This window comes from Sphingomonas sp. S1-29 (assembly GCF_026167545.1).
Taxonomy (GTDB): Bacteria; Pseudomonadota; Alphaproteobacteria; order Sphingomonadales; family Sphingomonadaceae; genus Sphingomonas.
Map to the genome: position 1 here is coordinate 1,569,943 of NZ_CP110678.1, position 25,036 is coordinate 1,594,978.

32 protein-coding genes, 1 tRNA gene and 1 pseudogene are annotated in these 25,036 nt (G+C 68.1%); 21 read left to right on the forward strand and 13 right to left on the reverse strand.

Annotated features, from left to right (window positions below; all coding sequences use genetic code 11):
- The first annotated feature begins 27 nt into the window (after window positions 1-27).
- The 9 genes and pseudogenes from hisB (at window position 28) to OKW76_RS07445 (ending at window position 6,282) form a co-directional block, all read left to right on the forward strand.
- Window positions 28-615, forward strand: a complete 588-nt coding sequence (gene hisB, locus OKW76_RS07405) for an imidazoleglycerol-phosphate dehydratase HisB (RefSeq protein ID WP_256505010.1) — start codon at window positions 28-30, stop codon at window positions 613-615.
- Window positions 612-929 (forward strand): YciI family protein, encoded by a 318-nt coding sequence (locus OKW76_RS07410; RefSeq protein WP_265552488.1) that lies wholly within the window; start codon window positions 612-614, stop codon window positions 927-929. Before hisB ends, OKW76_RS07410 begins: the two co-directional genes overlap by 4 nt.
- A gap of 115 nt (window positions 930-1,044) precedes the next feature.
- Window positions 1,045-1,647 (forward strand): imidazole glycerol phosphate synthase subunit HisH, encoded by a 603-nt coding sequence (gene hisH, locus OKW76_RS07415; protein ID WP_265552490.1) that lies wholly within the window; start codon window positions 1,045-1,047, stop codon window positions 1,645-1,647.
- On the forward strand, window positions 1,635-2,369 hold the full coding sequence (gene hisA, locus OKW76_RS07420; protein WP_265552492.1) for a 1-(5-phosphoribosyl)-5-[(5-phosphoribosylamino)methylideneamino]imidazole-4-carboxamide isomerase: 735 nt from the start codon (window positions 1,635-1,637) through the stop codon (window positions 2,367-2,369). Before hisH ends, hisA begins: the two co-directional genes overlap by 13 nt.
- 115 nt (window positions 2,370-2,484) lie before the next feature.
- Window positions 2,485-3,261: an imidazole glycerol phosphate synthase subunit HisF gene (gene hisF, locus OKW76_RS07425; protein ID WP_265552494.1), complete on the forward strand. Its 777-nt coding sequence runs from the start codon at window positions 2,485-2,487 to the stop codon at window positions 3,259-3,261.
- A 21-nt stretch (window positions 3,262-3,282) separates the two neighbouring features.
- Window positions 3,283-3,477, forward strand: a complete 195-nt coding sequence (locus OKW76_RS07430; RefSeq protein ID WP_265552495.1) for a hypothetical protein — start codon at window positions 3,283-3,285, stop codon at window positions 3,475-3,477.
- Between the two features lie 32 nt (window positions 3,478-3,509).
- Window positions 3,510-3,830: pseudogene (locus OKW76_RS07435) on the forward strand (phosphoribosyl-ATP diphosphatase); the annotation flags it as partial.
- Window positions 3,831-4,030: 200 nt separating this feature from the next.
- Window positions 4,031-4,408, forward strand: a complete 378-nt coding sequence (locus OKW76_RS07440; RefSeq protein WP_256505017.1) for a histidine triad nucleotide-binding protein — start codon at window positions 4,031-4,033, stop codon at window positions 4,406-4,408.
- Between the two features lie 317 nt (window positions 4,409-4,725).
- Complete coding sequence (locus tag OKW76_RS07445; RefSeq protein ID WP_265552498.1) at window positions 4,726-6,282, forward strand: amino acid permease; 1,557 nt, start codon at window positions 4,726-4,728, stop codon at window positions 6,280-6,282.
- Between the two features lie 191 nt (window positions 6,283-6,473).
- Here the strand turns inward: OKW76_RS07445 and OKW76_RS07450 are convergent, their stop codons facing one another.
- Window positions 6,474-7,472 (reverse strand): adenosine kinase, encoded by a 999-nt coding sequence (locus OKW76_RS07450; protein WP_265552500.1) that lies wholly within the window; start codon window positions 7,470-7,472, stop codon window positions 6,474-6,476.
- Between the two features lie 108 nt (window positions 7,473-7,580).
- Here OKW76_RS07450 and OKW76_RS07455 point away from each other — a divergent pair, with 108 nt between their 5' ends.
- Genes OKW76_RS07455 through OKW76_RS07465 form a run of 3 tightly spaced genes read left to right on the forward strand, consistent with a single transcriptional unit; the run spans window position 7,581 to window position 9,016 of the window.
- Window positions 7,581-8,261, forward strand: a complete 681-nt coding sequence (locus tag OKW76_RS07455) for an EI24 domain-containing protein (protein ID WP_265552502.1) — start codon at window positions 7,581-7,583, stop codon at window positions 8,259-8,261.
- Complete coding sequence (locus OKW76_RS07460) at window positions 8,258-8,632, forward strand: hypothetical protein (RefSeq protein WP_265552504.1); 375 nt, start codon at window positions 8,258-8,260, stop codon at window positions 8,630-8,632. The genes OKW76_RS07455 and OKW76_RS07460 overlap by 4 nt, the downstream gene beginning before the upstream one ends.
- A gap of 57 nt (window positions 8,633-8,689) precedes the next feature.
- On the forward strand, window positions 8,690-9,016 hold the full coding sequence (locus OKW76_RS07465; protein WP_256505022.1) for a PilZ domain-containing protein: 327 nt from the start codon (window positions 8,690-8,692) through the stop codon (window positions 9,014-9,016).
- Between the two features lie 118 nt (window positions 9,017-9,134).
- Here the strand turns inward: OKW76_RS07465 and queG are convergent, their stop codons facing one another.
- A complete protein-coding gene (queG, locus tag OKW76_RS07470; protein ID WP_265552506.1) occupies window positions 9,135-10,187 on the reverse strand; it encodes a tRNA epoxyqueuosine(34) reductase QueG in 1,053 nt (350 codons plus the stop codon).
- 115 nt (window positions 10,188-10,302) lie between these two features.
- Here queG and OKW76_RS07475 point away from each other — a divergent pair, with 115 nt between their 5' ends.
- From OKW76_RS07475 to msrB, 4 genes are all read left to right on the forward strand, one after another.
- The gene (locus tag OKW76_RS07475) at window positions 10,303-11,223 is read left to right on the forward strand and encodes an ABC transporter ATP-binding protein (RefSeq protein WP_265552508.1); all 921 of its coding nucleotides are present in this window, start codon (window positions 10,303-10,305) and stop codon (window positions 11,221-11,223) included.
- Window positions 11,220-12,446, forward strand: a complete 1,227-nt coding sequence (locus OKW76_RS07480) for an ABC transporter permease (protein ID WP_265552511.1) — start codon at window positions 11,220-11,222, stop codon at window positions 12,444-12,446. The genes OKW76_RS07475 and OKW76_RS07480 overlap by 4 nt, the downstream gene beginning before the upstream one ends.
- A gap of 127 nt (window positions 12,447-12,573) precedes the next feature.
- Window positions 12,574-13,809, forward strand: a complete 1,236-nt coding sequence (locus tag OKW76_RS07485) for a cytochrome P450 (protein WP_265552513.1) — start codon at window positions 12,574-12,576, stop codon at window positions 13,807-13,809.
- Between the two features lie 64 nt (window positions 13,810-13,873).
- Entirely contained in the window at window positions 13,874-14,359 is a 486-nt protein-coding gene (msrB, locus tag OKW76_RS07490; RefSeq protein WP_265552515.1) for a peptide-methionine (R)-S-oxide reductase MsrB, read from the forward strand.
- A 215-nt stretch (window positions 14,360-14,574) separates the two neighbouring features.
- Here the strand turns inward: msrB and OKW76_RS07495 are convergent, their stop codons facing one another.
- Window positions 14,575-15,120 (reverse strand): CHAP domain-containing protein, encoded by a 546-nt coding sequence (locus tag OKW76_RS07495; RefSeq protein ID WP_265552517.1) that lies wholly within the window; start codon window positions 15,118-15,120, stop codon window positions 14,575-14,577.
- 168 nt (window positions 15,121-15,288) lie between these two features.
- Here OKW76_RS07495 and OKW76_RS07500 point away from each other — a divergent pair, with 168 nt between their 5' ends.
- The gene (locus OKW76_RS07500) at window positions 15,289-15,753 is read left to right on the forward strand and encodes a hypothetical protein (RefSeq protein ID WP_265552518.1); all 465 of its coding nucleotides are present in this window, start codon (window positions 15,289-15,291) and stop codon (window positions 15,751-15,753) included.
- Window positions 15,754-15,943: 190 nt separating this feature from the next.
- Window positions 15,944-16,495, forward strand: a complete 552-nt coding sequence (locus tag OKW76_RS07505) for a hypothetical protein (protein WP_265552520.1) — start codon at window positions 15,944-15,946, stop codon at window positions 16,493-16,495.
- A 33-nt stretch (window positions 16,496-16,528) separates the two neighbouring features.
- On the opposite strand, the gene OKW76_RS07510 is transcribed toward OKW76_RS07505, so the two are convergent.
- From OKW76_RS07510 to OKW76_RS07530, 5 genes are all read right to left on the reverse strand, one after another.
- Entirely contained in the window at window positions 16,529-17,254 is a 726-nt protein-coding gene (locus OKW76_RS07510; protein ID WP_265552522.1) for an extensin family protein, read from the reverse strand.
- Window positions 17,251-18,006 (reverse strand): NUDIX domain-containing protein, encoded by a 756-nt coding sequence (locus OKW76_RS07515; protein ID WP_265552524.1) that lies wholly within the window; start codon window positions 18,004-18,006, stop codon window positions 17,251-17,253. Before OKW76_RS07515 ends, OKW76_RS07510 begins: the two co-directional genes overlap by 4 nt.
- Before the next feature lie 41 nt (window positions 18,007-18,047).
- Window positions 18,048-18,566, reverse strand: coding sequence for a cyclic nucleotide-binding/CBS domain-containing protein (locus tag OKW76_RS07520; RefSeq protein ID WP_265552526.1), 519 nt, complete (start codon window positions 18,564-18,566; stop codon window positions 18,048-18,050).
- A gap of 100 nt (window positions 18,567-18,666) precedes the next feature.
- Window positions 18,667-19,656, reverse strand: coding sequence for an NADP-dependent oxidoreductase (locus OKW76_RS07525; RefSeq protein ID WP_265552528.1), 990 nt, complete (start codon window positions 19,654-19,656; stop codon window positions 18,667-18,669).
- 106 nt (window positions 19,657-19,762) lie between these two features.
- Entirely contained in the window at window positions 19,763-20,809 is a 1,047-nt protein-coding gene (locus OKW76_RS07530; protein ID WP_265552531.1) for a DUF2171 domain-containing protein, read from the reverse strand.
- Window positions 20,810-21,013: 204 nt separating this feature from the next.
- Here OKW76_RS07530 and OKW76_RS07535 point away from each other — a divergent pair.
- Window positions 21,014-21,089 (forward strand) — tRNA-Ala (locus OKW76_RS07535).
- 3 nt (window positions 21,090-21,092) lie between these two features.
- Here the strand turns inward: OKW76_RS07535 and OKW76_RS07540 are convergent.
- Window positions 21,093-22,019: an NAD(P)/FAD-dependent oxidoreductase gene (locus OKW76_RS07540; RefSeq protein WP_265552533.1), complete on the reverse strand. Its 927-nt coding sequence runs from the start codon at window positions 22,017-22,019 to the stop codon at window positions 21,093-21,095.
- Between the two features lie 48 nt (window positions 22,020-22,067).
- Between OKW76_RS07540 and OKW76_RS07545 the strand changes: the two genes are divergently transcribed.
- Entirely contained in the window at window positions 22,068-22,415 is a 348-nt protein-coding gene (locus OKW76_RS07545) for a thiol-disulfide oxidoreductase DCC family protein (protein WP_265552536.1), read from the forward strand.
- Window positions 22,412-22,909 carry a DUF427 domain-containing protein gene (locus tag OKW76_RS07550; RefSeq protein ID WP_265552538.1) on the forward strand — a complete coding sequence of 166 codons (498 nt, stop codon included), beginning with the start codon at window positions 22,412-22,414 and terminating at the stop codon, window positions 22,907-22,909. The genes OKW76_RS07545 and OKW76_RS07550 overlap by 4 nt, the downstream gene beginning before the upstream one ends.
- 4 nt (window positions 22,910-22,913) lie before the next feature.
- Here the strand turns inward: OKW76_RS07550 and OKW76_RS07555 are convergent, their stop codons facing one another.
- Genes OKW76_RS07555 through OKW76_RS07570 form a run of 4 tightly spaced genes read right to left on the reverse strand, consistent with a single transcriptional unit; the run spans window position 22,914 to window position 24,923 of the window.
- Window positions 22,914-23,093 carry a hypothetical protein gene (locus tag OKW76_RS07555; RefSeq protein ID WP_033922694.1) on the reverse strand — a complete coding sequence of 60 codons (180 nt, stop codon included), beginning with the start codon at window positions 23,091-23,093 and terminating at the stop codon, window positions 22,914-22,916.
- A 9-nt stretch (window positions 23,094-23,102) separates the two neighbouring features.
- Window positions 23,103-23,552: a YaiI/YqxD family protein gene (locus tag OKW76_RS07560; RefSeq protein ID WP_265552833.1), complete on the reverse strand. Its 450-nt coding sequence runs from the start codon at window positions 23,550-23,552 to the stop codon at window positions 23,103-23,105.
- Between the two features lie 5 nt (window positions 23,553-23,557).
- Window positions 23,558-24,031 carry a GreA/GreB family elongation factor gene (locus tag OKW76_RS07565; RefSeq protein ID WP_265552540.1) on the reverse strand — a complete coding sequence of 158 codons (474 nt, stop codon included), beginning with the start codon at window positions 24,029-24,031 and terminating at the stop codon, window positions 23,558-23,560.
- A 4-nt stretch (window positions 24,032-24,035) separates the two neighbouring features.
- Window positions 24,036-24,923 carry a neutral zinc metallopeptidase gene (locus OKW76_RS07570; RefSeq protein ID WP_265552542.1) on the reverse strand — a complete coding sequence of 296 codons (888 nt, stop codon included), beginning with the start codon at window positions 24,921-24,923 and terminating at the stop codon, window positions 24,036-24,038.
- Between the last annotated feature and the right edge of the window lie 113 nt (window positions 24,924-25,036).

The window sequence follows — 25,036 nt, forward strand, 5'->3', positions numbered from 1 at the left end:
GGCGCACGACGCGCTATGTGCCCATCCATGCGCACCGCCCATATCTCAAGAAACACTTCCGAAACCGCGATCGACGTCGCGGTGAACCTCGACGGCACCGGGGTGTACGACATCTCGACCGGCGTCGGCTTCTTCGATCACATGCTCGAACAGCTTTCGCGCCATTCGCTGATCGACATCGAATTGCACGCCAAGGGCGACCTGCATATCGACCAGCACCACACCGTCGAGGATTCGGCGCTGGCGCTGGGCGAGGCGGTGGCCAAGGCGCTGGGCGACAAGCGCGGCATCCGCCGCTATGCCGACGCGCTGTCGCCGATGGACGAGGCGCTGGTGCGCGTCGCAATCGATATTTCGGGCCGGCCCTGGCTGGTGTGGAAGACCGCCTTCACGCAGACGCGGCTGGGCGAGATGGATACCGAGCTGTTCCAGCACTGGTTCCACAGCTTCGCGCAGACCGCGGGGCTGACGCTGCACGTCGAGACGCTGTACGGAGAGAACAACCACCACATCATCGAGGCGGCGTATAAGGGCCTGGCCCGCGCGCTGCGCGAAGCGGTCGAGATCGACCCGCGCAAGGCCGATACCATCCCATCGACCAAGGGCACGCTGTGAGCGAGACGATGATCCGCCCCGGCGCGCCGATGTGCCTGGTGCTGCTCAGCTATGTGCGCCCGATCGAGGAGGTCGACGCGCAGATGGCGGCGCATGTCGCGTTCCTGGCCGATGCGTTCGAGCAGGGCGTGCTGGTGATCGCGGGCCGCCGTGTACCGCGCACCGGCGGCGTGCTGCTGTTTCGCGGCGAGCCCGATGCGGTCGAAGCGGTGGCGGCGACCGATCCGTTCGTCACCTCGGGCGTGGCGACATTCGAGGTGGTGGCGTTCACCGCGAGCATGGCGGCGGCGGAGATGGCGGGAGTGTTCGCGTGAGCGGCATATTCCCCCCTCCCGCTTGCGGGAGGGGTCGGGGGAGGGCCTGTCTTTGCATTGGCCGCACCCTGGAGACATGCCCTCCCCTAACCCCTCCCGCAAGCGGGAGGGGGATTTGAGCGTCGCTCTTATCGACTATGGCGCGGGCAATCTGCATTCGGTGCATAATGCGCTAAAGGCCGCAGGTGCGACCAACATCGCGCTCACCGCCGATCCCGACGCCATCCGCCGCGCCGATCGGATCGTGCTGCCCGGCGTCGGCGCGTTTGCCGCTTGCGCCGATGGCCTGCGCGCGCTGCCGGGCATGGTCGAGGCGATCGAGGAGCGCGCGCTTCGGGGCGGCGTGCCGTTCCTGGGGATTTGCGTCGGCATGCAACTGATGGCGACCACCGGCGAGGAAATGGGCGTCCATGCCGGGCTTGGCTGGATCAAGGGGAGCGTGCGGCTGCTGCCCGCTTCGCCCGACGTGCGCGTGCCGCATATGGGCTGGAACGACGTGATGCCGACCCACGCGCATCCGCTGATCGAACCCGGCGAGGCCTATTTCCTGCACAGCTATGCGTTCGACGGTGCCGATGTGCTCGCCACTACGCAGCATGGCGGGCCGGTGACCGCGGCGATCGGGCGCGACAATCTGATCGGTATCCAGTTCCACCCAGAAAAGAGCCAGCGCTATGGCATCGCGCTGCTCGAGAGGTTTCTTGCATGGCGTCCCTGACGATTTTCCCCGCGATCGACCTCAAGGCGGGCCAGGTCGTTCGGCTGGCCGAGGGCGATATGGACCGTGCGACGGTGTATGGCGACGATCCGGCGGCGCAGGCACGCGCCTTTGCCGATGCCGGGGCGGATCATCTGCATGTCGTCGATCTCGATGGCGCATTTGCCGGCGGATCGGTGAATGGCGATGCGGTGCGCGGCGTGGTCGCTGCGTTTCCGGGGCGGGTGCAATTGGGCGGCGGCATTCGCGACATGGCGGCGGTCGAGGGCTGGCTGAAGCTCGGCGTCGCGCGGGTGGTGATCGGCACCGCCGCGCTCAAGGACCCGGAGTTCGTTAAGCGCGCGGCGGCGGCGCATCCGGGGCGGATCGTCGTCGCGGTCGATGCGCGCGACGGGATGGTCGCGACCGCGGGTTGGGCCGATGTGTCGGACGTCACCGTCGTCGATCTGGCGCGGCGCTTCGAGGATGCGGGGGTGGCGGCGTTGCTGTTCACCGATGTCGGGCGCGATGGGATGCTCAAGGGCTGCAACGTCGAGGCGACGGTGGCGCTGGCGCGCGCGGTGGCGATTCCGGTGATCGCCAGCGGCGGAGTCGCGGGGATCGAGGATATCGCGGCGTTGGTGGGGCATGTCGGCGACGGGGTCGAGGGGGTGATTACCGGGCGGGCGCTGTATGACGGGCGGCTCGATCTGGCGGCGGCGATCGCGATGGCGTGCGCATGAGGGACGCGCCCCTCCCCCGTTCGTTTCGAGCGAAGTCGAGAAACGGGATTGTGTGCCTGCGTGGCGGTTTCTCGACTTCGCTCGAAACGAACGGCCTTGGCCTGGGTACCGCACGATGACCGTTCGCGCGCGCGTCATTCCCTGTCTCGACGTCGCCAATGGCCGTGTCGTGAAAGGCGTCAACTTTGTCGACCTGCGCGATGCGGGCGATCCGGTCGAGCAGGCGCGCGCCTATGACGCTGCCGGCGCCGACGAACTCTGCTTCCTCGACATCACCGCCAGCCATGAGGCACGCGGCACGATCCTCGACGTGGTGCGGCGCACCGCCGAGGTGTGCTTCATGCCGCTCACCGTCGGCGGCGGGGTGCGGTCGGCCGAGGATGCGCGCGCGCTGCTGCTGGCGGGGGCGGACAAGGTCGCGGTCAACTCGGCGGCGGTGTCGCGGCCCGAAGTGGTTTCGGACATCGCGGCGCGCTTCGGCAGCCAGTGCGTCGTCGCCTCGGTCGACGCGCGGCGCAGCGGCGATGGGTGGGAGGTGTTCACGCATGGCGGGCGCAAGGCGACCGGGATCGACGCGATCGAACATGCGGTTCGCCTGGCCGAACTTGGCGCTGGCGAATTGCTCGTCACGTCGATGGACCGCGACGGTACGCGCGGCGGCTATGACCTCGACCTGATCCGCGCGATCGCGCAGCGGGTGCGGGTGCCGGTGGTGGCGAGCGGCGGGGTCGGCGGGCTGGGTGATCTGGTCGCCGGAATCCGCGACGGCGGCGCGAGCGCGGTGCTGGCGGCGTCGATCTTCCATTTTGGCGAGGCGAGCATCGCCGACGCGCATGCGGCGCTGGCGGCGGCGGGAATCCCGGTGCGGCGGCCGGTTAACGCTTTGGCGTGAAGCTGGGTGGTAAGGCGTGGTATGGACCTGTTGCGCCTTGCCATCCTCATCCTGTTCGCCGCCCCCGGCTTTGCCGCGCATACCGGGGTGACGCGGCGCAACGGCTTTTCGCTGTCGGACGCGGCGATCTTCGGAATCGTCGTGATCGGCCTGTGGCTGGCGCAGCGCGCGATGCGGCGACGCCATCGCAAGGCCGACGACAGCCGCGAGGATTGACACCCTGCGCGGTGCGCGCGAAGCCCCGCAGCATGGCCTTTACCGACCCCCTCGACGCGCTCGAAGCCGTCATCCGCAGCCGCCGCGGCACCGATCCGGGCGCTAGCTACACCGCATCCTTGTTCGCCAAGGGCCGCCCCAAGATCGCGCAGAAGCTGGGCGAGGAAGCCGTCGAGGCGGTGATCGCGGCGGTGCGCGGCGACCGCGCCGAACTTGTCGGCGAGGCCGCCGATGTGCTGTTCCATTTGCTGGTGGTGCTGGTCGATGCCGGGCTGACGCTCGACGATGTGCGCGCCGAGCTTTCCAAGCGCGAGGGCGTGTCGGGGCTGGTCGAGAAGGCTGCGCGGCCGAAGGTTGCGGCGGTCGTGGAGCCCGTGGCCGAGCCTGTAGCGGAACCGGTCGTGCAATCGGCGGCGGCCGACACCGTCGAAGCTTCGTCGCCGCTCCCGCTGTCGGGGGGAAGCGGGACGGGGACCATTCGCGATATCAACAAGTCCAGCGATCGGGAACAGGCGCTCCCCCGGCCCCTCCCGCAAGCGGGCGGGGGATTCTGATGCCGATCGACGCGACGCAGCCCTATGACGACGGCAACATCTTCGCGCGGATCCTGCGCGGCGAGATCCCTGCCAAGAAGGTGTATGAGGACGAACACGCCTTCGCCTTTCACGACATCAACCCGCAAGCGCCGCATCATGTGCTGGTGATCCCCAAGGGGCGCTATGTCTCGTGGGACGATTTCAGCGCGACCGCCGATGACGCGGCGATCGCGGGCTTCGTCCGCGCGGTGGGGCTGGTCGCGCGCGAGGCGGGGCTGGTGGCGCCGGGATATCGGTTGCTCGCCAATGTCGGGCAGGATGCGCATCAGGAAGTGCCGCATCTGCATGTGCATATCTTCGCCGGGCGGAAATTGGGGCCGATGCTGGCGGGGTGAGCTTCGGCTTGGTTGCGGCACGTGGCTTACAGACCCTCACCCTTCCGCGGCTCCGCCGCTCCCTCCCTCTCCCGCTTGCGGGAGAGGGAGGAGGCGCGAAGGCGCCGATAGGGTGAGGGGGTGCCCTGGCGAACTATACCCCCGACAAGCCCTCACCCTTCCGCCGCTGCGCGGCTCCCTCCCTCTCCCGCGAGCGGGAGAGGGACATTGTGGCGACAAGAGGGATTGCACGGGGCGCAATAGCCACTAGGCTCGCGCCTTTCTTGGATCGGGCGACACGGCAAGGGCCGGTCGCCACCCTTGGGGGAAATAGCTTCATGAAGTTTGGGCGCGTAAAGCCACTCGACGCCATCCTGGCGACGGCGAAAGCCAAATCGCTCGAGCCCACGCTGGGCTGGTTCCAGCTGACGCTGTTCGGCATCGGCTGCGTCATCGGCACGGGCATTTTCGTGCTCACCTCGGCGGGCGCGCAAAAGGCGGGGCCGGGCTTGATGCTCGCCTTCGCGATCGCGGGACTGATCTGCATCGTCGCGGCGCTTTGCTATGCCGAGATCGCAGCGATGATCCCGGTCGCGGGATCGGCTTACACCTATACCTATTCGGTGATGGGCGAATTGCTCGCCTGGACGGTCGGCTGGGCGCTGGTGCTCGAATATGCCGTCGCCGCCAGCGCGGTCGCGGTGGGGTGGTCGGGATATTTCTCAGGCACCATCCTCAACCAGTTTTTCGGCATACAATTGCCGGCATGGCTGGCGGGCGGTCCGCTGGCGCTGGGCGGCGTCCCCGGCGGGTTCATCAACTTGCCCGCGGTGGTGATCGCCGGGCTGGTCACCTGGCTGCTGATGATCGGCACCAATGAATCGGCCAAGGTCAATGCGGTGCTGGTGGCAATCAAGGTCACCGCGCTCACGGTATTTATCGTGTTGACGCTGCCGGAGTCCGAAATGGCCAATTTCAACCCGTTCCTACCTGCGGGCGTGTTCGGCGGCTTCGGTTCGGGCGTCGGCGCGGTCGGTGCCGCAGCGACGATCTTCTTCGCCTATGTCGGCTTCGACGCGGTTTCGACCGCCGCCGAAGAGACCAAGGACCCGCAGCGCAACGTGCCGATCGGGCTGATCGGGTCGCTGGGCTTCTGCACCGTCTTCTACATTCTGGTCGCCGCCGGCGCGATCGGCACGATCGGCGGCCAGCCGATCATGGGTCCGGGCGGCGTCCCCTTCCCCGCCGGATCGGAAGCGCTCGCGCAGCAATGCGCGCTGCCGCAATATGCCGACATGCTGGTCTGCTCGAACGAAGCACTGGCGCATGTGCTGCGGATGATCGGCTTCTCGACCGTCGGCAACCTGCTGGGGATCGCGGCGTTCGTCGCGCTGCCGTCGGTGATCCTGATCCTGTTGTTCGGCCAGACGCGCATCTTCTTCGTGATGTCGCGCGACGGCCTGCTGCCCGAGAGCCTGTCGAAGATCCACCCGAAGTGGAAGACGCCGTACATCGTGACGGCGATCACCGGTGCGGTCGTGGCGTTCGCCGCGGCGTTCCTGCCGGTGGGCCAGCTTGCCGATATCGCCAATGCGGGGACGCTCTATGCCTTCGCGATGGTCGCAGTAGCGGTGATGATGCTGCGCAAGTCGGAGCCTACGCGCGAGCGCAAGTTCCGCGTGCCCGCGCTGTGGCTGGTGGGGCCGGCGACGATCGCGGGCTGTATCTTCCTGTTCCTGAACCTGCCGTTCGAGGCGATGATCGTCTTGCCGGCTTGGGGCGCGATCGGGCTCGTGATTTATTATCTGTATGGCTATAAATCGAGCCATCTGGGCAAGGGGATCGTGACCGTCGTCGATCTCGACAACGACCCGGACCATACCCCGCATCCTTGAGGGCGCGGGGGTTACGAAACGAAAAGGCCGGGGAGCGATCCCCGGCCTTTTTTATGTTCTCCCCTCCCTGGAAGGGAGGGGTTGGGGGTGGGTCTGGTCCGGGGGGACGGTGCCGGGCAGCGCGCCGGGCAGTCGTATCACGAGCACTCGACCCACCCCCGGCCCCTCCCTTTCAGGGAGGGGAGGTTTGCTCACCCCAGCTTGGCGTCGATCATCGCCTGCAGGTCGACCTCGGGGCGGGCACCGTAATGCGAGATGATCTCGGCGGCGCACAGCGCGCCCATCCGCAGCGAGGTCTGAACGTCGCGACCCTGTGCCTGGCCGCGCAGAAAGCCCGCGGCGAACAGGTCGCCCGCGCCCGTGGTGTCGACCACGCGCGCGATCGGCTCGGCGGCGACCGCGAAGCGCTCGCCGTCCTTCACCGCGATCGCGCCATGCTCGCTGCGCGTCACCACCAGCAGCGGCACCTGCGCCGCCGCCTTGGCAACCGCACCTTCGAAATCCTCGGTCTCGCACAAGGCGAGCAGCTCGTTCTCGTTGGCGAACAGGATGTCGATCAGGCCGTCGGCCATCAGCTGGCGGAAATCGCCGCCGTGGCGCGAGATGCAGAAGGTGTCCGACAGCGTGAAGGCGACGCGGCGCCCGGCGGCGCGCGCGATGTCGATGCCGGCGCGCATCGCCTGGCGGGGTTCTTCGGGATCCCAAAGATAGCCTTCGAGATACAGGATCGCGCCGGCTTCGATCAGCGACCGGTCGAGTGCGGCTTCGGGCAGGAACTGCGACGCGCCGAGAAAGGTGTTCATCGTCCGTTGGCCATCGGGGGTGACGAAGATCAGGCAGCGTGCGGTGGTCGGCTCGCCGGCGCGGACGCTGGTATCGAAGCGGATGCCCGCGGCGCGGATGTCGTGCGCGAAGACTTCGCCCAACTGGTCGTCGGCGACCTGGCCGATGAAGCCGCATTTGCCGCCGAGCGCCGCGATCCCCGCGACGGTGTTCGCCGCCGAACCACCCGAGACTTCGCGGCCCGGACCCATCTTGGCATAGAGCGCATCGGCTTCGGCGGGCGAGAACATCAACTGCATCGAGCCTTTGGTCATGCCCTGTTCGGCGATGAAGGCGTCGTCGGCTTGGCTGAGAATGTCGACAATGGCGTTGCCGATGGCAACGACATCCAGCGTAGGTTCGGTCACATGGGTCTCCGGGAAAAGCGTTGTCTTGCGCGTATCGCCCGGGCGGCCGCTTGACCACCCCCGACACCGCGCTTCGCAAGCGCCGCGCGATGCGGCTATGGAGGGCGAATGATCCGTTCCCTCACCCTGTCGATCGCACAGCTGACCGACCCGCCGGTGCTGCGCGTGCTCGCCAAATCCTTCGCGGTGACGCTGATCGTCTTCGTCGCGCTGGCGGCGGGGTTCTGGGCGGCGGCGCGGGGCGGCGCGGGCTGGCTGGGCGCGGGGACCGGGTGGCAGGAGCTGGCAGGCTTCGTTGCGGTGCTGCTGGCGATCGGCGGAGCCTGGCTGCTGTTCCGCGCGGTGGCGATCGCGGTGGTGGGCGTATTCGCCGACGAAGTGGTCGAGGCGGTCGAGCGGCGGCATTACCCGCAAGCGCTGGCGACCGCCAAGCCGGTGCCGTTCGCGCGCGGGCTGGCGATGGGGCTGGGATCGGCGGCGCGGACGGTGCTGGTCAATCTCGTGCTGCTCCCCGTCTATCTGGCGCTGCTGGTGACCGGGGTCGGCCCCGCGATCCTGTTCTTCCTCGTCAATGGCTGGCTGCTCGGGCGCGACCTTGGCGACATGGTTGCGGCGCGGCACATGCCCAAAGCGGCGATGCGCGATTGGCGTGCGACCACCGGCGTCCGCCGCTTCGTGCTGGGGCTGGTCGGCACCGGGCTGCTTGTCGTACCGGTCGCCAACATTCTGGCGCCGGTCGTGGCGGCGGCGATGGCGACGCACTGGTATCACCAAAGGAAACGCGCATGAGGGCAGTATCGGCGATCGTCGCGGGCGGGTTGCTCGCCAGCGGCTGCGCCACCATCCCCACCCCGGTCGCAGGCACCGCACCGCCACCGCCCAGCGCGACCTATTCGGCGGTCGGGCTCGAGCGCGTGCTCGGCCAGAACGAGAATGCGCTGATCGGGCTGATGGGCCAGCCCAACGCCGAGGTGACCGAAGGCACCGGACGCAAACTGCAATTCGCGAGCAGCATCTGCGTGCTCGATGCGTATCTGTATCCGGGCAAGGGCGGCGGGGTGCCGGTGGTCGCGCATGTCGATGCGCGCCAGCGCGACGGCCGCGCGATCGACCGCGCGAGCTGTGTCGCCGCGCTCACCCGGCGCGCCGGCGGGCGATAGAAGTGATTAATCCATTTTTCAGTGTTTTGCGCCATCGCTGACGCGGAAGGAAAACAGATGGCAACGCGTGCGACGAGATATCGGCAAGTCGATCCCGCACTGTTCGAAGGGCGCAGCGCCCCGCGACACCGCGTCGTCGTCACCCGCGCGACGGTACGCCGCCACGGCGAGGAAGCCGTCGATGCCGAGCTGAAGGACCTGTCAATCTATGGCTGCCGCATCCTGGTCGAGGACGCGCAGACGCCGGGGGACCGGCTGTGGTTGCGCTTCACCGGGGCGATGCCGGTTGCGGCGACGGTGGTGTGGTGCGAGGCGGGGGTGATGGGCTGCCGCTTCGACGAACCGCTTGCGAGCAGCACCGCGCGCGCGTTGACGCTGGGGTGAATTGCTCCCCTCCCTGGAAGGGAGGGGTTGGGGGTGGGTCGGGTCCTGGGGTACGGTACCCGACGGCGCCTTGGGCGGTCGTATCGTGAACACTCGACCCACCCCCGGCCCCTCCCTTTCAGGGAGGGGAGAAGGTTAGTTGATCGTGCGCCCACCCGGCTGCTTCGGCTACCACGGGGTCGGGATCACCTAACAATACCTCAACCGCCGGCAACAGCGCCGTGTCACCGCTGTTCCCTGCCGCGATCAGGCAGTTTCGTATCATCCGGTTGCGGCCGATCCGCTTGATCGGCGAGCCCGCAAACACCTGGCGGAAGCCCGCATCGTCGAGCGCCAGCAGGTCGGCGAGCATTGGTACGGTCAGCTCGGCGCGCGGGGCGAAGGCGAGGTTGCGCGCGGCGGTGGCGGCGAACTTGTTCCAGGGGCACACCGCCAGGCAATCGTCGCAGCCATAGATGCGGTTGCCGATGCCCTTGCGGAATTCGTGCGGGATCGCCCCGGCATGTTCGATCGTGAGATACGAGATACAGCGCCGCGCATCGAGCCGATAGGGCTGCGGGAACGCATCGGTGGGGCACGCGCGCTGGCAGGCGTCGCACGACCCGCACGCGTCGCGCCCGGGGGTATCGGGCGCGAGATCGAGCGTGGTGTAGATCGCCCCCAGGAACAGCCAGCTGCCATGCGCGCGGCTGACCAGATTGGTGTGCTTGCCCTGCCAGCCGAGCCCCGCCGCCTCCGACAGCGGCTTTTCCATCACCGGCGCGGTATCGACGAACACCTTGAGGTCGCAGCCCGCCTCCTGCGCGAGCCAGCGGCCGAGCGCCTTGAGCGCGCGCTTGACGACGTCGTGATAGTCGGCGCCTTGGGCGTAGACCGAGATGCGCCCGACATCGCCCGCGTCGGCAAGCGCGAGCGGATCGGCGGCGGGGGCGTAGCTCATGCCGAGCGCGATCACCGAGCGTACCGCGGGCCACAGGCCGGCAGGGCTTTCGCGGTGATGCGCGCGCGCCTCCATCCAGATCATGTCGCCGTGCATCCCGTCGTGCAGCCATTGCCGCAGCCGTTCGCCGGTGCGCGGCGCGCTGTCGGCCGCGGCGATGCCGCACGCGACGAAGCCCAACTCGGCGGCCTTGGCGCGGATACGGTCTTCGAGAGGCTTGTGTTCGGGCACGCTCGCCCGCTACCACGCAAAGCGTTCAAGGGCACTCCCCTCCCCGTTGGCAAGCGGGTGGGAGACGCGGGGATGGTTCTCGACCTCGCTCGAACCGAACGGATTGGGGTGTGGGGTGGAGCAACAACAACTCGCGCTGTCGGCCAGCGGGCTGGTCAAGCGGTTCGGCGACCGGCGCGTCGTCGACGGGGTCGATATCGCGGTGCCGATGGGGTCGATCTATGGCGTGCTCGGCCCCAATGGCGCGGGCAAGACCACGACCCTGCGGATGCTGCTGGGGATCATCGAACCCGATGAGGGCACGCGCACGCTGATGGGGCATGACCGCCCGCGCGACGCGAGCGACATCGTCGGCTATCTACCCGAGGAGCGCGGCCTGTATCCGGGGATGCGCGCCAAGGACGCGATCGCCTTCATGGGCGCGCTGCGCGGGCTCGACTGGGCCGAAGGGCGGCGGCGCGCGGTGACGCTGATGGAAGCCGCGGGGCTCGGCCATGCGACCGACGAGAAGATCCGCAAATTGTCGAAGGGGATGGCGCAGCTGGTCCAGCTGCTGGGATCGGTGGTGCATGAGCCAAAATTCCTGGTGCTCGACGAACCCTTTTCGGGGCTCGACCCGGTCAACCAGGAGCGGCTCGAGGCGCTGATCCTGGCGCAGCGCGACCGCGGCGCGACGATCCTGTTTTCGACCCACGTCATGGCGCATGCGGAGCGGCTGTGCGACCGGCTGACGATCATCGCGGGGGGCAAGGCGCGGTTCGAGGGCACCGTCGCCGACGCGCGCGCGCTGCTGCCGCTGAAGGCGCATTATGTGCCGCATTTCGAGCATGAAGGCGTCCGCGCGTTGCTGCCCGCCGATGCCGAGCGCGCCGATGGCGGCTGGCGCTTCACCGTTCCCGACGAGGGGATGGAGGCGTTGCTGGTGCGGCTGATCGACGCCGGGCACGGCATTTCGGGGCTGTCGATCGAGCGGCCACGGCTGCACGACGCCTTCGTCAAGATCGTCGGGCGCGAAGCGGCGGAGCAGGTGATATGAGCAACACCACAAGGCTGATCCGCCAGACGATGACGATCGCGCGGCGCGATTTCACCGCGACGGTGTTCACCCCCACCTTCCTGCTGTTCCTGCTCGCGCCGCTGATCATGCTGGGCTTCGGCGCGATCGGCGGGCTGGGTGCCGCGACGATGGCCGAAAGCCGTGACAAGACGGTGCGGATCGTCGCGATCGCCGATTCAGCGACCGGCGCGCGGATGACCGCGATCGACAAGCGCCTGCGCACGGTGTTCCGCGAAAGCGACGCGCCGCCGCCGCTGCGGATCGACACCCCGTCGCGCGACCTGCCTGCACAGGCGCGCGCGGCGCTCGATTCGAGCGATGTCGATGTGTCGGCGGTGCTGTACGGTTCGCTCGACCGACCGACGATCGTGTACGGGCCGCAAGGCGCGCGGACCGCGAGCTACCTCGCCGAGCTGGCCGAACAGACGCTCCGGACCGATGCGAATGCGCTCGCGCCGCGCAGCATCGCGACCAAGCGCCAGGTAACGCGCGAGACGGTTTCGATCGGCGGCCAGGGCCAGGCAGCGTTCTTCACGGTGTTCGGGCTGTTCTTCCTGACGCTGCTGCTCGCGGGCCAGGCGGTGGGGACGATGGCGGAGGAGCGGTCGAACAAGGTGATCGAGATCCTCGCCGCCGCGGTACCGCTCGAAAGCGTGTTCCTGGGCAAGCTGCTGGGGATGTTCGGGGTGGCGCTGCTGTTCCTCGCCTTCTGGGGGACGATCGTCTTCAACGTCGGGTCGCTGCTGCCGCCAGAATTCGCGCGCGCGTTCGCCGCCACCGGGCCGGCGGTGGGGCTGCCGATGTTCGTGCTGCTGTTCATCGTCTATTTCACGATGGCGTACATGCTGCTGGGCGCGGTATTCCTGGGGATCGGCGCGCAGGCATCGACCCCGCGCGAGATCCAGATGCTATCGCTGCCGATCACGATCTTCCAGGTCGGGATGTTCGCGCTATCGCAGGCCGCCGCCGCGAAGCCCGACAGCGTGCTTGCGACCTTCGCCGAGGTCTTCCCCTTCAGTTCGCCCTTCGCAATGGGCGCCAAGGCGGCCAATTCGCCCGAACTATGGCCGCATGTACTGGCGGTGGCGTGGCAATTGCTGTGGGTGGCGATCACCGTATCGGTTGGGGCGCGGTTCTTCCGGCGCGGGGTGCTGCAATCGGCGGGGCCGAAGTTCCGCTGGGCCTCGCTGGTGGGGCGGTAGCACCGGGGGGCGAGCCCCTCCACCACCGCTTCGCGGCGGTCCCCCTCCCCCTGACGGGTGAGGAATGGTTGCATATTGACACTGATGTTAGTTGCGGCATTCTGCTCCTACATAAGGAGAGGCGAGGATGGCGACGTTGGCACCCGAGGCACCCGCGCGCGCGGTCGATCCGCTCGACGTCAGCCGGGCGGAACTCTATCGCGACGACAGCTGGCACGCGCCGTTCGCCGAGCTGCGCGCCAAGGGCGGCATCCACTACACCGAGCATTCGGATTTCGGCGCTTATTGGTCGGTCGCCAGCTACAAGCCGCTGGTCGAGGTCGAATCGCTGCCCGAACTCTATTCGTCGCACGCTGGCGGGATCACGCTCGCCGACTTTCAGGAGGGGGTCGACGTCAAGATGCCGATGTTCATCGCGATGGACCGGCCCAAACATACCGGCCAGCGGCGCACCGTCGCGCCCGCCTTCACCCCCAGCGAAATGGCGCGGCTGAACGCGACGATCCGCCAGCGGACCGGCGAGCTGCTCGACTCGATGCCGGTGGGCGAAAGCTTCGACTGGGTCGACAAGGTGTCGATCGAACTATCGACGCAGATGCTGGCGATCCTGTTCGACTTTCCCTGGAAAGAGCGGCGCAAGCTCACTTTCTGGTCCGATTGGGCGGGCGATATCGAGCTGATCAAGACCCCCGAACTGCGCCAGCAGCGGCTGGTGCATTTGTTCGAATGCGCGGGCTATTTCACCGAGTTATGGAATGCCAAGGTGGGCAAGGAAAAGACCCCCGACCTGATTTCGATGATGATCCATTCGGACGCGATGGCCGAGATGAGCCAGCATGAATATCTGGGCAATCTGATCCTGCTGATCGTCGGCGGCAACGACACGACGCGCAATTCGATGAGCGCCTATGCCTGGGGGCTGGACCAGTTCCCCGACGAGCGCGCCAAGCTCGAGACCGATCCGGGGCTGGCGGCGAACGCCACGCAGGAGCTGATCCGCTGGCAGACCCCGCTCAGCCATATGCGCCGCACCGCCACCGCCGATACCGAATTGCGCGGGCACCGGATCCGGGCGGGCGACAAATTGGCGCTCTGGTATGTCTCGGCCAATCGCGACGAGAGCATGTTCGAGGACGCCGATTCGATCCGCGTCGAGCGGCCCAACGCGCGGCGGCATTTGGCGTTCGGCCATGGCATCCACCGCTGTGTCGGTGCGCGGCTCGCCGAACTGCAGATCAGCATCCTGATCGAGGTAATGGCCAAGCGCCGGCTGCGCGTGAACGTGCAGGGCGCGCCCGAGCGGATCGCGGGGTGCTTCGTCCATGGCTATCGGCGGCTGCCGGTCGAGCTCAGCCGCTATTGAGGGTGCAACCTTTCGGATCGCGCGTGCGAACCTACATCAGGAGCGCCAAGCCAGAGGATTTTCGATGCAGACCGATCGCCGCCGATTCCTGACGATTGCCGGTGTCGGCAGCGTTGCCGTGACGCTCGGCTGTTCGCCCGCGCAGACCGAACCCGCGCAGCGCTATCCGCTGACGCTGAGCGATGCCCAGTGGAAGAAGCGGCTGTCGCCCGCGCAATATGCGATCCTGCGCGAGCAGGGGACCGAGCGGCCCTATTCCTCGCCGCTCAACGCCGAGAAGCGCAAGGGCGTCTATGCGTGCGCGGGGTGCAAGCTGCCGTTGTTCGTGTCGAGCACCAAGTTCGAGAGCGGTACGGGCTGGCCGAGCTTTTACGCCCCGCGCCCCAACGCGATCGCGCTGCGCACCGACAAGATGCTCGGCATGGTGCGGACCGAAGTGGTGTGCCGGCGCTGCGGCGGGCATCTGGGGCATGTGTTCGACGACGGCCCGGCGCCGACGGGGAAGCGCTATTGCATGAATGGTGATGCGATGGTGTTCAGCGCGGTTTGAGGCGGGGAGCTCCTTCTCCCGCTGGCGGGAGAAGGATAGCGGAGCTTGCCAGCTTGCTGGCTAGCGTAGGTTGGATGAGGGTGGTGCGGCGCTTTGCGCCGCGCGGTCGCGAGGGCGACCGCGGCACCCTCACCCAGCTTCGACTAGGTCCGCGTGAAGAACGCGAACCAAGTCTTCGCAACCCTCTCCCGCTCGCGGGAGAGGGAAGAGGAGGCTCAGTCTACCGAAACCGCCTTGTCCATCGATACCGTCGCGCTCGTCGCGATCAGGACCGGGGCGTCGATTGCGGTCGGGGCGGCGGCGGGTTCGCCGTCGCGGTAAATGAAGCCGTTGGCGGGGTTGGCGCTGGTGCCAAGGCCACCGATCGGGCCGTACCAGACGCGCACCGAGCTCCAGTCGCCCGCTGCCGACACGTCGATCGCGCGGACATCGGTTTCGATCCCGCCGCGGCGCGACCAATTGGCGTGGGTGAGCAACACTTCGCGGTCGCTGACGACGCGCGATACGGTGGCGACATGGCCGAGCGGCATGCGGCGGGTCGAGGCCATCGACAGGACGGCGCCTTCCTTGGGAGTGGTGCCGCGTTCGTAGCGACCCTTGGCCTGGTCCCACCAGGTGTGCGCGTTGCCGCGGATTTCGATGCCCGAAACCTTGCGGGCATAAGGCACGCACTGCCAGAACTGGGCGAGTGCCGGGGTAGCCGTGAGCAGGCAACAGCTTAGCGTCAGCGCGAAACGCGCTGCCAGACGACCGATTTGCATGAAGCCCCCCAAGGCCCTGTGAACTTGTGGAGCCTGTTAAGCAGGGCTTCAGGTGGCGCGATAGCCCGTCGGCCGGTCGATCGGACGAGGCGTTGATCGGGAGCGACGAACGCCCGGAACCATTTTTGCCGCGCTCGCTTTGCCGCCGATAAGCCTCTACACGGCGCTATGCGCTTATTTCCCCTCGTCATCGGGCTGCCGCTGGCGGCCTGCAACTTCGCCGCGGTAGAATCGGTGGATTCGGCAGAATCGAACATCGCCGCCCCCAGCTCAGCTGCAACCGAGCTGCAGCCGGGGCTCCGGCCGGTGCGGATCGGCGAAGGCGGCCCCGGCTTTCCGGCCTGCCAGTCGCGCGCCACCGTCACCAATGTCGAGCCCGGCGCGACGACGCTGACGCTGCGCGAAGCGCCCTTTGCCGAGGCCAAAAGCGTCGTCGGGTTGGGAACGGGCATCGGCATGTATGTCTGCACGCGGACGCTCGACCAGCGCTGGCTGGGGGTCGTCGTTCCGCCGCTGTCCGATCCCGATGCCGATTGCGGCGTGCGCGGGCGGATCGAGCGCGCACGCGGCTATGATGGGCCATGCACCAGCGGCTGGATCATCGCCAACGGGGTGCGCCTGTCGGGCAGCTGATGCCCGAATGTTGCAAAAACAATACGCCGTGCGTCTTTTGCGAACAGCGCGTGCGGCTGATCGCATAGATTGTTGCATTGCACCACCATCCATGGTCCTTTGTCTGAACACGGAATAACGTAGGGTTCAGCTTTTGGTTAACCTGACGGCCCTACGGTGAACCGTGCAAAACGAGCGGTGGGAGTAGGCGATGGGTTCGAAGATGAAACCGGCCGAAGGCGCGATGGCGCTGGCCGAGATGAAAGAGTTCGCTGGCTTCAGCGCGGCGACCCAGCGTTATGTCCGGCGCTCGCTCGATGTCGGGCTCGATCGGCAGGACGCGATGGCGCGCTGGTCGCGCGACGTGGTCGAGGCCGCGGGCATTCGCGCGCAGACGCGGGTCTATGACCGGCTCCCCGAGGTTCGGGCTTTGGTGCCCGACGATAGCGGGCTCGAAGCGGTCGAGCCGTTCATGGCGCCGCTGGTGAGCGTGTCGGCGTTCGACCTGGCGCAGGGGCGGCTGACGACCTTCGCTGCCTATCGCTTCCTGTACGAGCGGCTGATCGGCGCCGATGTCCGGCCGTGGCTGCCCGCGGCATTCTGTGCGGCGGCGGCGCTGCCGACATTGCATCCCGAATTACGGCGCGGCCTGCTCCAGTCGATCAGCGAAGCCGCGGCGACCGCCTCGGGCTGGTCGAACCGCCAGCCGCGTTTCTATCCGGCGTGGGTCGAGAAGGTCGACACCGCGGCATTGCCCAACTGAACCGCCCTCCCCTTCCGCGCAGGCGGGAGGGGATCAGCGGCAGGCGCCCCAGCCGGCGCTGCGATTCGCCTGGTCGAAGTGGAAATGGTCGCGGTGCGCGGCGTTGTAGTCGGGCGACAGGACGGTGGCGAACAGATCGCAGCCGCCGTCGCGTACCTCGCGCAGGAAGGCGCCTTTCGCCGCGCTGTCGTCCCAGTCGTTCAATACGCTGATCCGGTCGCCTTGGGCGGTGCGGAAGCCCGCGATATCGACCGCGTTGGCGGTGGCATGCTCGCTGAAATCGCCCTCGTCGCGGCCATAGAGCCGGCGGCAACTATAGCTGCCGAGATGGTCGATCCGGGTCACGCGGCTGCCGAAGTGCCGCTGCGCGGCGGGTTGGACGACGTTCCACTCCCACATCGCCAGCGCCGCGGCGACGGGGCATGACACCCCCAGGTTCGACGGCGCGAAGTCGATCCGGCGCGCGCCGCCGGCGGTGAAGCGGATGCCGTCGCTATAGCCGCATTGGCCCGCGCTCACCGGCGCAAGCGCAGTATATTCGATCCCCGCGCGATCGAGCAGCCCGCGACAAATGGCAACATCCTCGCGCAGCGCCACCAGCTTGCCGCGGGTGAACACCCCCACCGGCTGGCCGAGGTCGAGCTCGGTCCAGGGCATGTCCTGCGGCCGGCTGCGGACGAAGGCGAACAGCGCGAAGGCGATCGCCAGCAGGATCGCGGCGATCACCACCGACCCGATGATCCTGCGGACCGCGATCACGCGCGCAGTGCGCCGTCGAGCGCTTCGCTGGTGACCGGATAGCCGAGGTCTTCGGGAATGCAGAGCTGGTCGATACCGTCGCGGCATTCGATCCAGGGGACGATCGTCCGCACCGGATAGCGGCGCGCATCGTCGACCGCCGCTGCGAAGCTGGAAAAAAGCGCCAGCCGCTCGAGGTTGCGCCGGGTGGGGAAGATGATCCGCATCCGCCCCGCCGCGGTTTCGTCGAGCACGTGCTGCGCGCTCGCCCAGAACAGCCGGCTGTTCTCGTTGCCGTCGACCACCGCGGGCGCGGCATCGGCGGGCGCTTGCGCGAGATAGAAGCGGGTATCGAAAATCTTGTGCGACACCCCCTGCGGGCGCCAGCGCGCGAAGGGCACCAACGCGTCGAGGTCGAGGCGATCGAGGCCGATCACCTGCCCCATCGTCTCGCCGGCATAGAGCCTGGCGCGCGCCGATTCGACGTCGATCGGGTCGGCCAGCCCGATCGCCAGCCCGGCTTCCTCGATCGTCTCGCGAATCGCGGCGATCCGTGCCGCTGCCTCGTCGATATCGCCCGCCGCCAGCGCGAGCGCGGCGGCGCGATCGGCATCGTCGACGCGGCCACCGGGGAACACGATCGCGCCGCCGGCGAAGGTCATCGCCTTGGCGCGCTCGACGAACAGGATTTCGGGGGCCGCATCGCCGGTATCGCGCATGACGACCAAAGTCGCGGCGGGCCAGATGGTGGCGGTGTCGGGGGGCGAAGCCATGTCCTCGTCTAGGCGATCCGCCCCCCCTGGCAAAGCCGCGATCAGGTGGCGAAGATCGCGACCGCAATGATGATCGCGACGGTGTAGATCAGCAGGCCGATGACCATGAACGCCATGCTGAGGTCGGGGCCGAAGGTCGCCTTGGCCATGTTCTTGGCCTGGCCGAGCAGTTCGGGCCAGGTGTAGGACACGAAATCGCCCTGCGTCATCACCGCGACCAGCCGATCATCGGCATCGACGATCGGCAGCCGGCGAAAGCGTTCGTTCGACATGATCCGCAGCCAGCCGACCAGATCGTCGTCGGCGCGGGCGAGCCGCAATTCGGTGGTCATCACCTCGCCGACGCGAGTCGTCATGGGGTCGCGGCGTTCGGCGACGACGCGGCGCAGGATGTCGCGCTCGGTCATCATCCCGATCACGCGGGTGTCGGGATCGACGACGATGATCGAGCCGTAGTTCTTCGCCGACATCGCCTGCGCCGCATCGACCACCAACTGGTCGGGCGTGGTGGTCAGCGGCCGGGGCTTGCTGGCATATTCGGCGCGATCACGGATCTTCATCGATACGGCTCCCAGGGCTTGCCCGAAACCTGCGCGCAGCGACCGCCGACCGCGATACGGACCAAGGGGCAAGGCTCGCCCCCCGGTCCGCTCGAGCCGCCTACAGCTTCACGAGCATCTTGCCGGTATTGCGGCCCGAGAAGAGGCCGAGGAACGCCTCGGGCATGTGTTCGAGCCCTTCGACCACCGTCTCCTGCCGCTGGAGCTTACCCTCGGCCATCCATGTCGCCATGTCGGCGTAGAAGGCGGGCGCCTGGCCCATCCAGTCGCTGACCAGGAACCCCTGCATCCGGATTCGCGCGGCGATCGTCCGCGCGATGTAGCGAAGCTGGGTCGGCGCGCCCGAATTATAGATGTCGATCATCCCGCAAATCGCGAACCGCGCCCCCTGCCGCGCGGTCGCGAAGGCGGCGTCGAGATGGTCGCCGCCGACATTGTCGAAATAGACGTCGATGCCGTCGGGCGCGGCGGCGGAGAGCTGGCGCACCACGCTGCCCTCACCCTTGTAGTCGATGACCTGATCGGCGCCGAGCGAGCGCACCCAATCGCATTTGGCGGCCCCGCCCGCCGATCCGATGACCGTCATGCCCTTGGCCTTGGCGATCTGCACCACCGTCGACCCGACCGCGCCGGCGGCGGCAGAGACGAACACCGTCTCGCCGGGCTTGGCTTCGGCGACGTGGAGCAGCCCGAAATAGGCGGTCATGCCGGGCATGCCGAGCTGGCCGAGAAACGCCTGTGCCGGCGCATCGATCGCGGGCAATTTCTGCGCTTCGCGCGCGGGCAGCACCGCCTCGTCGCGCCAGCCGCCCATGTGGAGCACCCGGTCGCCCACCACGAGCGCGTCGCTGCGGCTCTCGATCACCTCGCCGACCGCACCGCCGCCCATCGGCTCGCCGAGCGCGAAGGGCGCGGCATAGCTTTTGGCGTCGTTCATCCGCCCGCGCATATAGGGATCGACCGACAACCAAAGGTTGCGCACGCGCACCTGGCCATCGGCGAGCGCGGCGGCGGGGATGTCGCGCAGCGCGAAATCGTCGGCGGTCGGCATGCCATCGGGGCGGCGTTCCAGGTGCCAGGCGCGGGCCATGTCTTTCTCCTCGTTATGATCAGTTGCACCTTGCTACGGGAAATGCCGCGCAAGAAAAAGGCCCGGGCGTCGCCGCCCGAGCCCTTTCACCGTGATGTCGCAGCGATCAGTAGCTGCGGGTGGGATTGCCGGCGCCGGTATCGCCCGCCCGGTCGGTCGGGCTGCGTTCGGACGACAGGCGATCATTGGGGAAGCGATCGGCTGCGCCCGGCTGGGCGGGCGAGTCCGCCGCGCGGTTCGGGCGTTCGCCGTCATTGTCCTTGAAGAACGCTTGATTGGCTTCCTCGTCGCGCCACAACGCCTGCGCCTCGTCGGCGGTCTTGCGGATCTTCAGCTTGTCGCCGATGCTTTCGATCCAGCGCGACGGGATCGAATGGTGCCGCCCACCGGCATCCTGATCGGTCTTGGTCAGGATGATGCGATCGCCGCGCACCTTGTCGACGGTGCCGACATGGCCATCGTCGGACCCGACGACTTCCATATGCTCCTTGACCTGCGAAAGCGCGGCGCGCTGCGTCTGGCGTTCGGTGCGGAAGCTGGCGAATTCGCTTTCGAACTTGTGCGCATTCTCGCGGCGATATTCGTCATAGTCGCGGTCGAGATCGGCGACCTGCTTGCGGCGCCAGCTGTCATAATGTTCGTCGCGGCCAAAGCCGCGGTCGGCGCCGTAGCGCTCGTCATGGCGACGATCCATTTCGCGGCGGCGCTCGGCCTCGTCATCGCCGAACCACGAGCGGACCTCGTCGCCCGCGCGATCGATGAAGCCGCGATCGTCATAGTCATAGCCCTGCGGCTGCCCCGAAAAGCCGCGGCCATGCGGCTGGTGGCGATCGAAATTGCCGCGCTCGGGATCGGCGAAACGATTGCGATCGGCGCTGTGGGTCGATCGACCATAGCCCGATTGGCCGCGATCCTCGTCGCGGTGCGCGCCATAATGCGGCCGGCCGTAGCCCTGCGGGCCCTGGCCTTGCTGCCCCTGACCCTGCTGGGCGTAGCGGCTGTCGGGGCGGTGATCGTCGCGGTTGCCGCCATAATAATCGCGGTTGCCATAGGGGTCGCGGTCGCGCGCGGGATAATCGCCGCGCTGGCCGTCGTCGCGGTCTCGATACCCGCCGAAGCGGTCGTTGCCGCGTGAATCGCGTTCATAGCCCATCGAAAGATCCTCCTGGGATTCCGGTGAAGGGAAGCCATGGCGCCCGCCATGCGTCCTGCGCTCTAGACGATTTCGGCGCCGTATCGGTTCCGGCGACCCGGCGCGCGCCAGCCGCAGCCAGGCGCAATCACCTGCAAAACAGCGCAAAAAGAGGGGCAAGGATCGTTGCGTAGCGATTGGGCCGCGGCTAAAGCGATCAACGGCGGGGCTGTAGCTCAGACGGGAGAGCGCTGCAATCGCACTGCAGAGGTCAGGGGTTCGATTCCCCTCAGCTCCACCAGCCTCACCCGATCATTCGTGCCAGCTTGCGTCCCGAAGCCCAAGCGGCTTCAACGCGCGGGCCTTCGCGCCAGTCGCCGCATAGGCCCAGGCCAATATCGGCGCGCCATGCCGGGCCTGCGCCGCACCCCGTCGTCCGTGCGTAGCGCCAGCGGTGCGCGGCGGCGTGCGGCGTCGGGGGCAGCGGCGCTTCGGCGCGGGCGGCGAGCGCGGCGAGCAGGTGCGGGACGATCGCGTCGGCGGTTTCCTCGAGATGCTCGGCCGACCAGGCGGAACCGGCCTGCACCACCCAGGTTTCGCCGCCAGCGCGCCCGGGCTTGGCGCCGTCGCGCGCCGCCCAGCCGAGCGCTTCGCCGGTTGCGCCGCGGATGACGTCGTCGGCGACCGCGACGCGCCGGTCGAACGCCGCCATCAGCGTCCAGCACGGCTCAGATGCGGTGGCCGTCGCCGCTTCGGCAAGGTCGGGGGCGTGCGGCGCGACCAGCGCGGCTACCTGTTCAGCGGGCACCGCGACAACGACAGCGGCATAGAGTTCGGGACGCGCATCGAGCTGCCACCCCGCAGGCGTGCGCGTCAGCGCTTCGATCCGCGCGCCCCACTCGACCGGGTGAGCGTCGGCCATTGCGCGCACCGGCGCGTTCATGCCGGGCGTGCCCACCCAGGCGTCGTCGCCTGCAGCGGGCCAACGCGCGGCGATCCCGGCGGCTTCCCACAGCGCGACCTGCGCGGCAAAATCGGGATCGCGTGCGGTGAAATATTGCGCGCCGTGATCGAAGCGATAGGTCGCGCCCTCGTGGTCGACGCGGCGGGTCGACATCCGGCCGCCGGGGCCGCGCCCCTTGTCGAACAGTGCGACGCGATGCCCCGCCGCCGCGAGCTGGTCGGCGCACGCCAACCCGGCAATCCCCGCCCCGATGATCGCTACGTCCATTCGGCACCCCTTGGTTGCGGGCGCGGCGGCGCGCCCCATCTTGGCCACATGGCAGTGCTTCGCGTCTTTTACGATGGCCAATGTCCGCTGTGCCGACGCGAGATCGCGGCGATGCGGCGGCTCGACCGGCGCGATGCGATCGCGTTCGTCGATGTCGCCGATCCGCAGGCAAGCTGCCCGATCGACCGCAAGGCGGCGCTCGCACGCTTCCATGCCGAGGAGGATGGGCGGATGCTGTCGGGTGCGGCGGCGTTCGCTGCGATGTGGCGCGCGATCCCGTTGCTGCGGCCGCTGGGGCTGGCAGCGCGCAACCGCTTAGTGCTCGGCGTGCTCGAGCGGCTGTATTTGCGGTTCCTGCGCGTCCGACCGCGCCTGCAGCGGGCGCTGGCGCGATGAGATGGCCGACCCCCGATCCGGTCGCGCCCGGGCAGGAGAGCGTCTGGGCCTATCCGCGCCCCGCGATCGCCGAGCCTACCGCGCGGCACCTCGAAGTCCGACATCGCGGGATCACCGTCGCCGATACGCGCGCGGGCTTCCGCACGCTCGAGACCAGCCACCCGCCGACCTATTATTTCCCGCCCGCCGATGTCGCGATGGCGCTGCTGCGGCCCAATGGCCGGCGGTCGCTGTGCGAATGGAAGGGGCGGGCGATCTATTACGACGCGATCGTTGCGGGCGAGGTCATCGCCGATGCCGCCTGGGCCTATCCCGCGCCGACCCCGGCATTCGCGGCGATGCGCGACCATGTCGCCTTCTACCCCGCGTTGTTCGACACCTGCCTGGTCGATGGCGAGCGCGCGGTGGCGCAGCCCGGCGGCTTTTACGGCGGCTGGATCACCCAGGATCTTGCCGGCCCGTTCAAGGGCATTCCCGGTAGCCGCTTCTGGTAACCCGTTAGCGCAGCTTGGCGATGTTGAGCCCGTCGGCCTTGGCGCGGTCCTTCACCGATTCCTCGCTGCGCGTCATCGCCTTGGCGATCGCCTTGAGCGCCATGCCCTTCTTCGCCAGCGTGTGGAGCTTCTGAATCTCGTCCTGGGTCCAGGGCTGGCGGTGTCGTTCGAATTTTTCGGCCATGGCCCTCCCCTATCCTGCTCGCTTGAGCCGCACCAGCGCATCGTCGAGCGCCGAGAGGAAGCGCGAGCGGTCCTGCTTCGAATAGGGCGCGGGGCCGCCGAGTTGATCGCCGCCGGCGCGCAGATCGGCCATGATCGCGCGCACCGCGATCGCGCCGCCGATCGATGCGGTGGTGAAGGGCTTGCCGTTCGACGAGAGCACGACCGCGCCGGCCTTGAGCGCGCGATCGGCGAGCAGGATGTCGGCGGTGACCACCACTGCGCGCGGACTCGCCGCCTCGGCGATCCAATCGTCGGCGGCGTCGAAGCTGTCACTCACCACGATCCGCTCGACGAAGGGCAAGGGCGGCACGCGCAGCCGCTGGTTGCTGACGATCGCCACGCTCACGCCATGCCGCTGCGCGACGCGATAGACCTCGTCCTTGACCGGGCACGCATCGGCATCGACCAGGATGCGGATCGCGCTCAGGCTTCGGGCTCCAGCGCCTCGGTCGCCAGGATCTCGATCGCTTCGGGCTTGCCCGCGAAATCGACGCATTCGCCGACTTCGGCGCCCATCATCGCCTGCGCGAGCGGCGCGGTGAAGGGCACCAGCCCCGCCGCCTGATCGGCCTCGTCGCTGCCGACCAGCGCGATCACCCGCTCCTGCCCGTTGAGCCGGAAGCGAACGCGCGAGCCGAACGCCACGACGTCGTTGCCGGGGGGCGGCTGTAGCTCGGCGGTGCCCGCGCGGGTGTGCCAATAGCGAAGGTCGCGCCGCAGCCGCTTCACTTCCTCTTCGCCCGATGCTGCGTCGACCGCCGCCTGCGCGGCATCGCGCCGCGCCTCGATCAGCTTGAGCCCCGCGCGCGTCACCAGATTGGGACCAGGCGGCAGCGGCAATTCGAACGCGGGTTCCTTATGCTCTTCGTCGCTCTCGCGGCGGAATGCGACGCTCATCGAATCAGATCGTCCCGCTGAAGGTGTCGCACACCGCAGGATCGCCGCTGTTCAGCCCGCGCTGGAGCCACGCCTTGCGCTGCGCCGAACTGCCATGGGTGAAGCTGTCGGGCACGACCTCGCCCTGCGTCTTGCGCTGGAGCGTATCGTCGCCGATCGCGTTGGCGGCGGTCAGCCCTTCCTCGATATCGCCGGCTTCGAGATATTGGCGGTTCTGCGCCGCCCAGACGCCGGCATAGCAATCGGCCTGGAGCTCGAGCCGGACCGACAATTGGTTGCCCTCGGCCTCGCCCGCGCTTTGCTGGCGGCGCGTGACTTCGCCCGCCTGGCCGGTGAGGTTCTGGATATGGTGGCCGACCTCGTGCGCGATGACATAGGCCTGGGCGAAATCACCCGCCGCGCCGTAGCGCTGCGCCAGTTCGTCGAAGAAGCTGGTGTCGAGATAGATTCCCTGGTCGGGCGGGCAGTAGAACGGCCCCGCCGCCGAGGTCGCCTGGCCGCAGCCCGAGCGAACCCCGGCCTGGTAGAAATTGAGCGTCGGCGCGCGATAGGCGCTGCCCTGCGCGGCGAAGATCTTCTCCCAGGTCTGCTCGGTCGACGCGAGCACCTGGCAGGTGAAGCGCCGCGCTTCGGTATTGCAGACCGCGGCCCCCGTCGTGGCGCCCGAGGTCGCCTGCGGCGCGCTGCCGCCGCCGGTGAGGCCGCCGAGCCCGCCGCTCATCGCGAAATAGATCAGCCCGACCACCACCAGCATGCCGATGCCGCCGCAGCCCATGCGGCGTCCCAGGAACAGCGGCAGCAGCCCCAGCAGGTTGAACCCGCCACCCCCGCCGCCACCGCCCGAACCGAGATCGCGGACGTTGTTGCTGGGATCAAAATCGTCGAGACGCATTACCGGGGAATCCTTGGGAACAGGAACGAGATATAGCGCGCAGAATGCGCAGGGTTGGCAGTACGTTGCAACGCCGCTCGTTTTATTCGCCAATTACGGTGTTGATGCAGTGC

Bases quoted from the DNA above. Each gene is read 5' to 3' on its own strand.
- OKW76_RS07485 (WP_265552513.1), top strand. From the start codon at position 12,574: ATGGCGACGTTGGCACCCGAGGCACCCGCGCGCGCGGTCGATCCGCTC.
- OKW76_RS07550 (WP_265552538.1), top strand. From the start codon at position 22,412: ATGAGATGGCCGACCCCCGATCCGGTCGCGCCCGGGCAGGAGAGCGTC.
- OKW76_RS07495 (WP_265552517.1), bottom strand. From the start codon at position 15,120: ATGCAAATCGGTCGTCTGGCAGCGCGTTTCGCGCTGACGCTAAGCTGT.
- OKW76_RS07515 (WP_265552524.1), bottom strand. From the start codon at position 18,006: ATGGCTTCGCCCCCCGACACCGCCACCATCTGGCCCGCCGCGACTTTG.
- msrB (WP_265552515.1), top strand. From the start codon at position 13,874: ATGCAGACCGATCGCCGCCGATTCCTGACGATTGCCGGTGTCGGCAGC.
- OKW76_RS07460 (WP_265552504.1), top strand. From the start codon at position 8,258: ATGAGGGCAGTATCGGCGATCGTCGCGGGCGGGTTGCTCGCCAGCGGC.
- OKW76_RS07570 (WP_265552542.1), bottom strand. From the start codon at position 24,923: ATGCGTCTCGACGATTTTGATCCCAGCAACAACGTCCGCGATCTCGGT.
- OKW76_RS07525 (WP_265552528.1), bottom strand. From the start codon at position 19,656: ATGGCCCGCGCCTGGCACCTGGAACGCCGCCCCGATGGCATGCCGACC.
- OKW76_RS07480 (WP_265552511.1), top strand. From the start codon at position 11,220: ATGAGCAACACCACAAGGCTGATCCGCCAGACGATGACGATCGCGCGG.
- OKW76_RS07505 (WP_265552520.1), top strand. From the start codon at position 15,944: ATGGGTTCGAAGATGAAACCGGCCGAAGGCGCGATGGCGCTGGCCGAG.
- OKW76_RS07565 (WP_265552540.1), bottom strand. From the start codon at position 24,031: ATGAGCGTCGCATTCCGCCGCGAGAGCGACGAAGAGCATAAGGAACCC.
- OKW76_RS07430 (WP_265552495.1), top strand. From the start codon at position 3,283: ATGGACCTGTTGCGCCTTGCCATCCTCATCCTGTTCGCCGCCCCCGGC.
- OKW76_RS07530 (WP_265552531.1), bottom strand. From the start codon at position 20,809: ATGGGCTATGAACGCGATTCACGCGGCAACGACCGCTTCGGCGGGTAT.
- hisF (WP_265552494.1), top strand. From the start codon at position 2,485: ATGACCGTTCGCGCGCGCGTCATTCCCTGTCTCGACGTCGCCAATGGC.
- OKW76_RS07555 (WP_033922694.1), bottom strand. From the start codon at position 23,093: ATGGCCGAAAAATTCGAACGACACCGCCAGCCCTGGACCCAGGACGAG.
- hisA (WP_265552492.1), top strand. From the start codon at position 1,635: ATGGCGTCCCTGACGATTTTCCCCGCGATCGACCTCAAGGCGGGCCAG.
- OKW76_RS07500 (WP_265552518.1), top strand. From the start codon at position 15,289: ATGCGCTTATTTCCCCTCGTCATCGGGCTGCCGCTGGCGGCCTGCAAC.
- OKW76_RS07520 (WP_265552526.1), bottom strand. From the start codon at position 18,566: ATGAAGATCCGTGATCGCGCCGAATATGCCAGCAAGCCCCGGCCGCTG.
- OKW76_RS07545 (WP_265552536.1), top strand. From the start codon at position 22,068: ATGGCAGTGCTTCGCGTCTTTTACGATGGCCAATGTCCGCTGTGCCGA.
- OKW76_RS07445 (WP_265552498.1), top strand. From the start codon at position 4,726: ATGAAGTTTGGGCGCGTAAAGCCACTCGACGCCATCCTGGCGACGGCG.
- OKW76_RS07440 (WP_256505017.1), top strand. From the start codon at position 4,031: ATGCCGATCGACGCGACGCAGCCCTATGACGACGGCAACATCTTCGCG.
- OKW76_RS07455 (WP_265552502.1), top strand. From the start codon at position 7,581: ATGATCCGTTCCCTCACCCTGTCGATCGCACAGCTGACCGACCCGCCG.
- OKW76_RS07540 (WP_265552533.1), bottom strand. From the start codon at position 22,019: ATGGACGTAGCGATCATCGGGGCGGGGATTGCCGGGTTGGCGTGCGCC.
- hisB (WP_256505010.1), top strand. From the start codon at position 28: ATGCGCACCGCCCATATCTCAAGAAACACTTCCGAAACCGCGATCGAC.
- OKW76_RS07465 (WP_256505022.1), top strand. From the start codon at position 8,690: ATGGCAACGCGTGCGACGAGATATCGGCAAGTCGATCCCGCACTGTTC.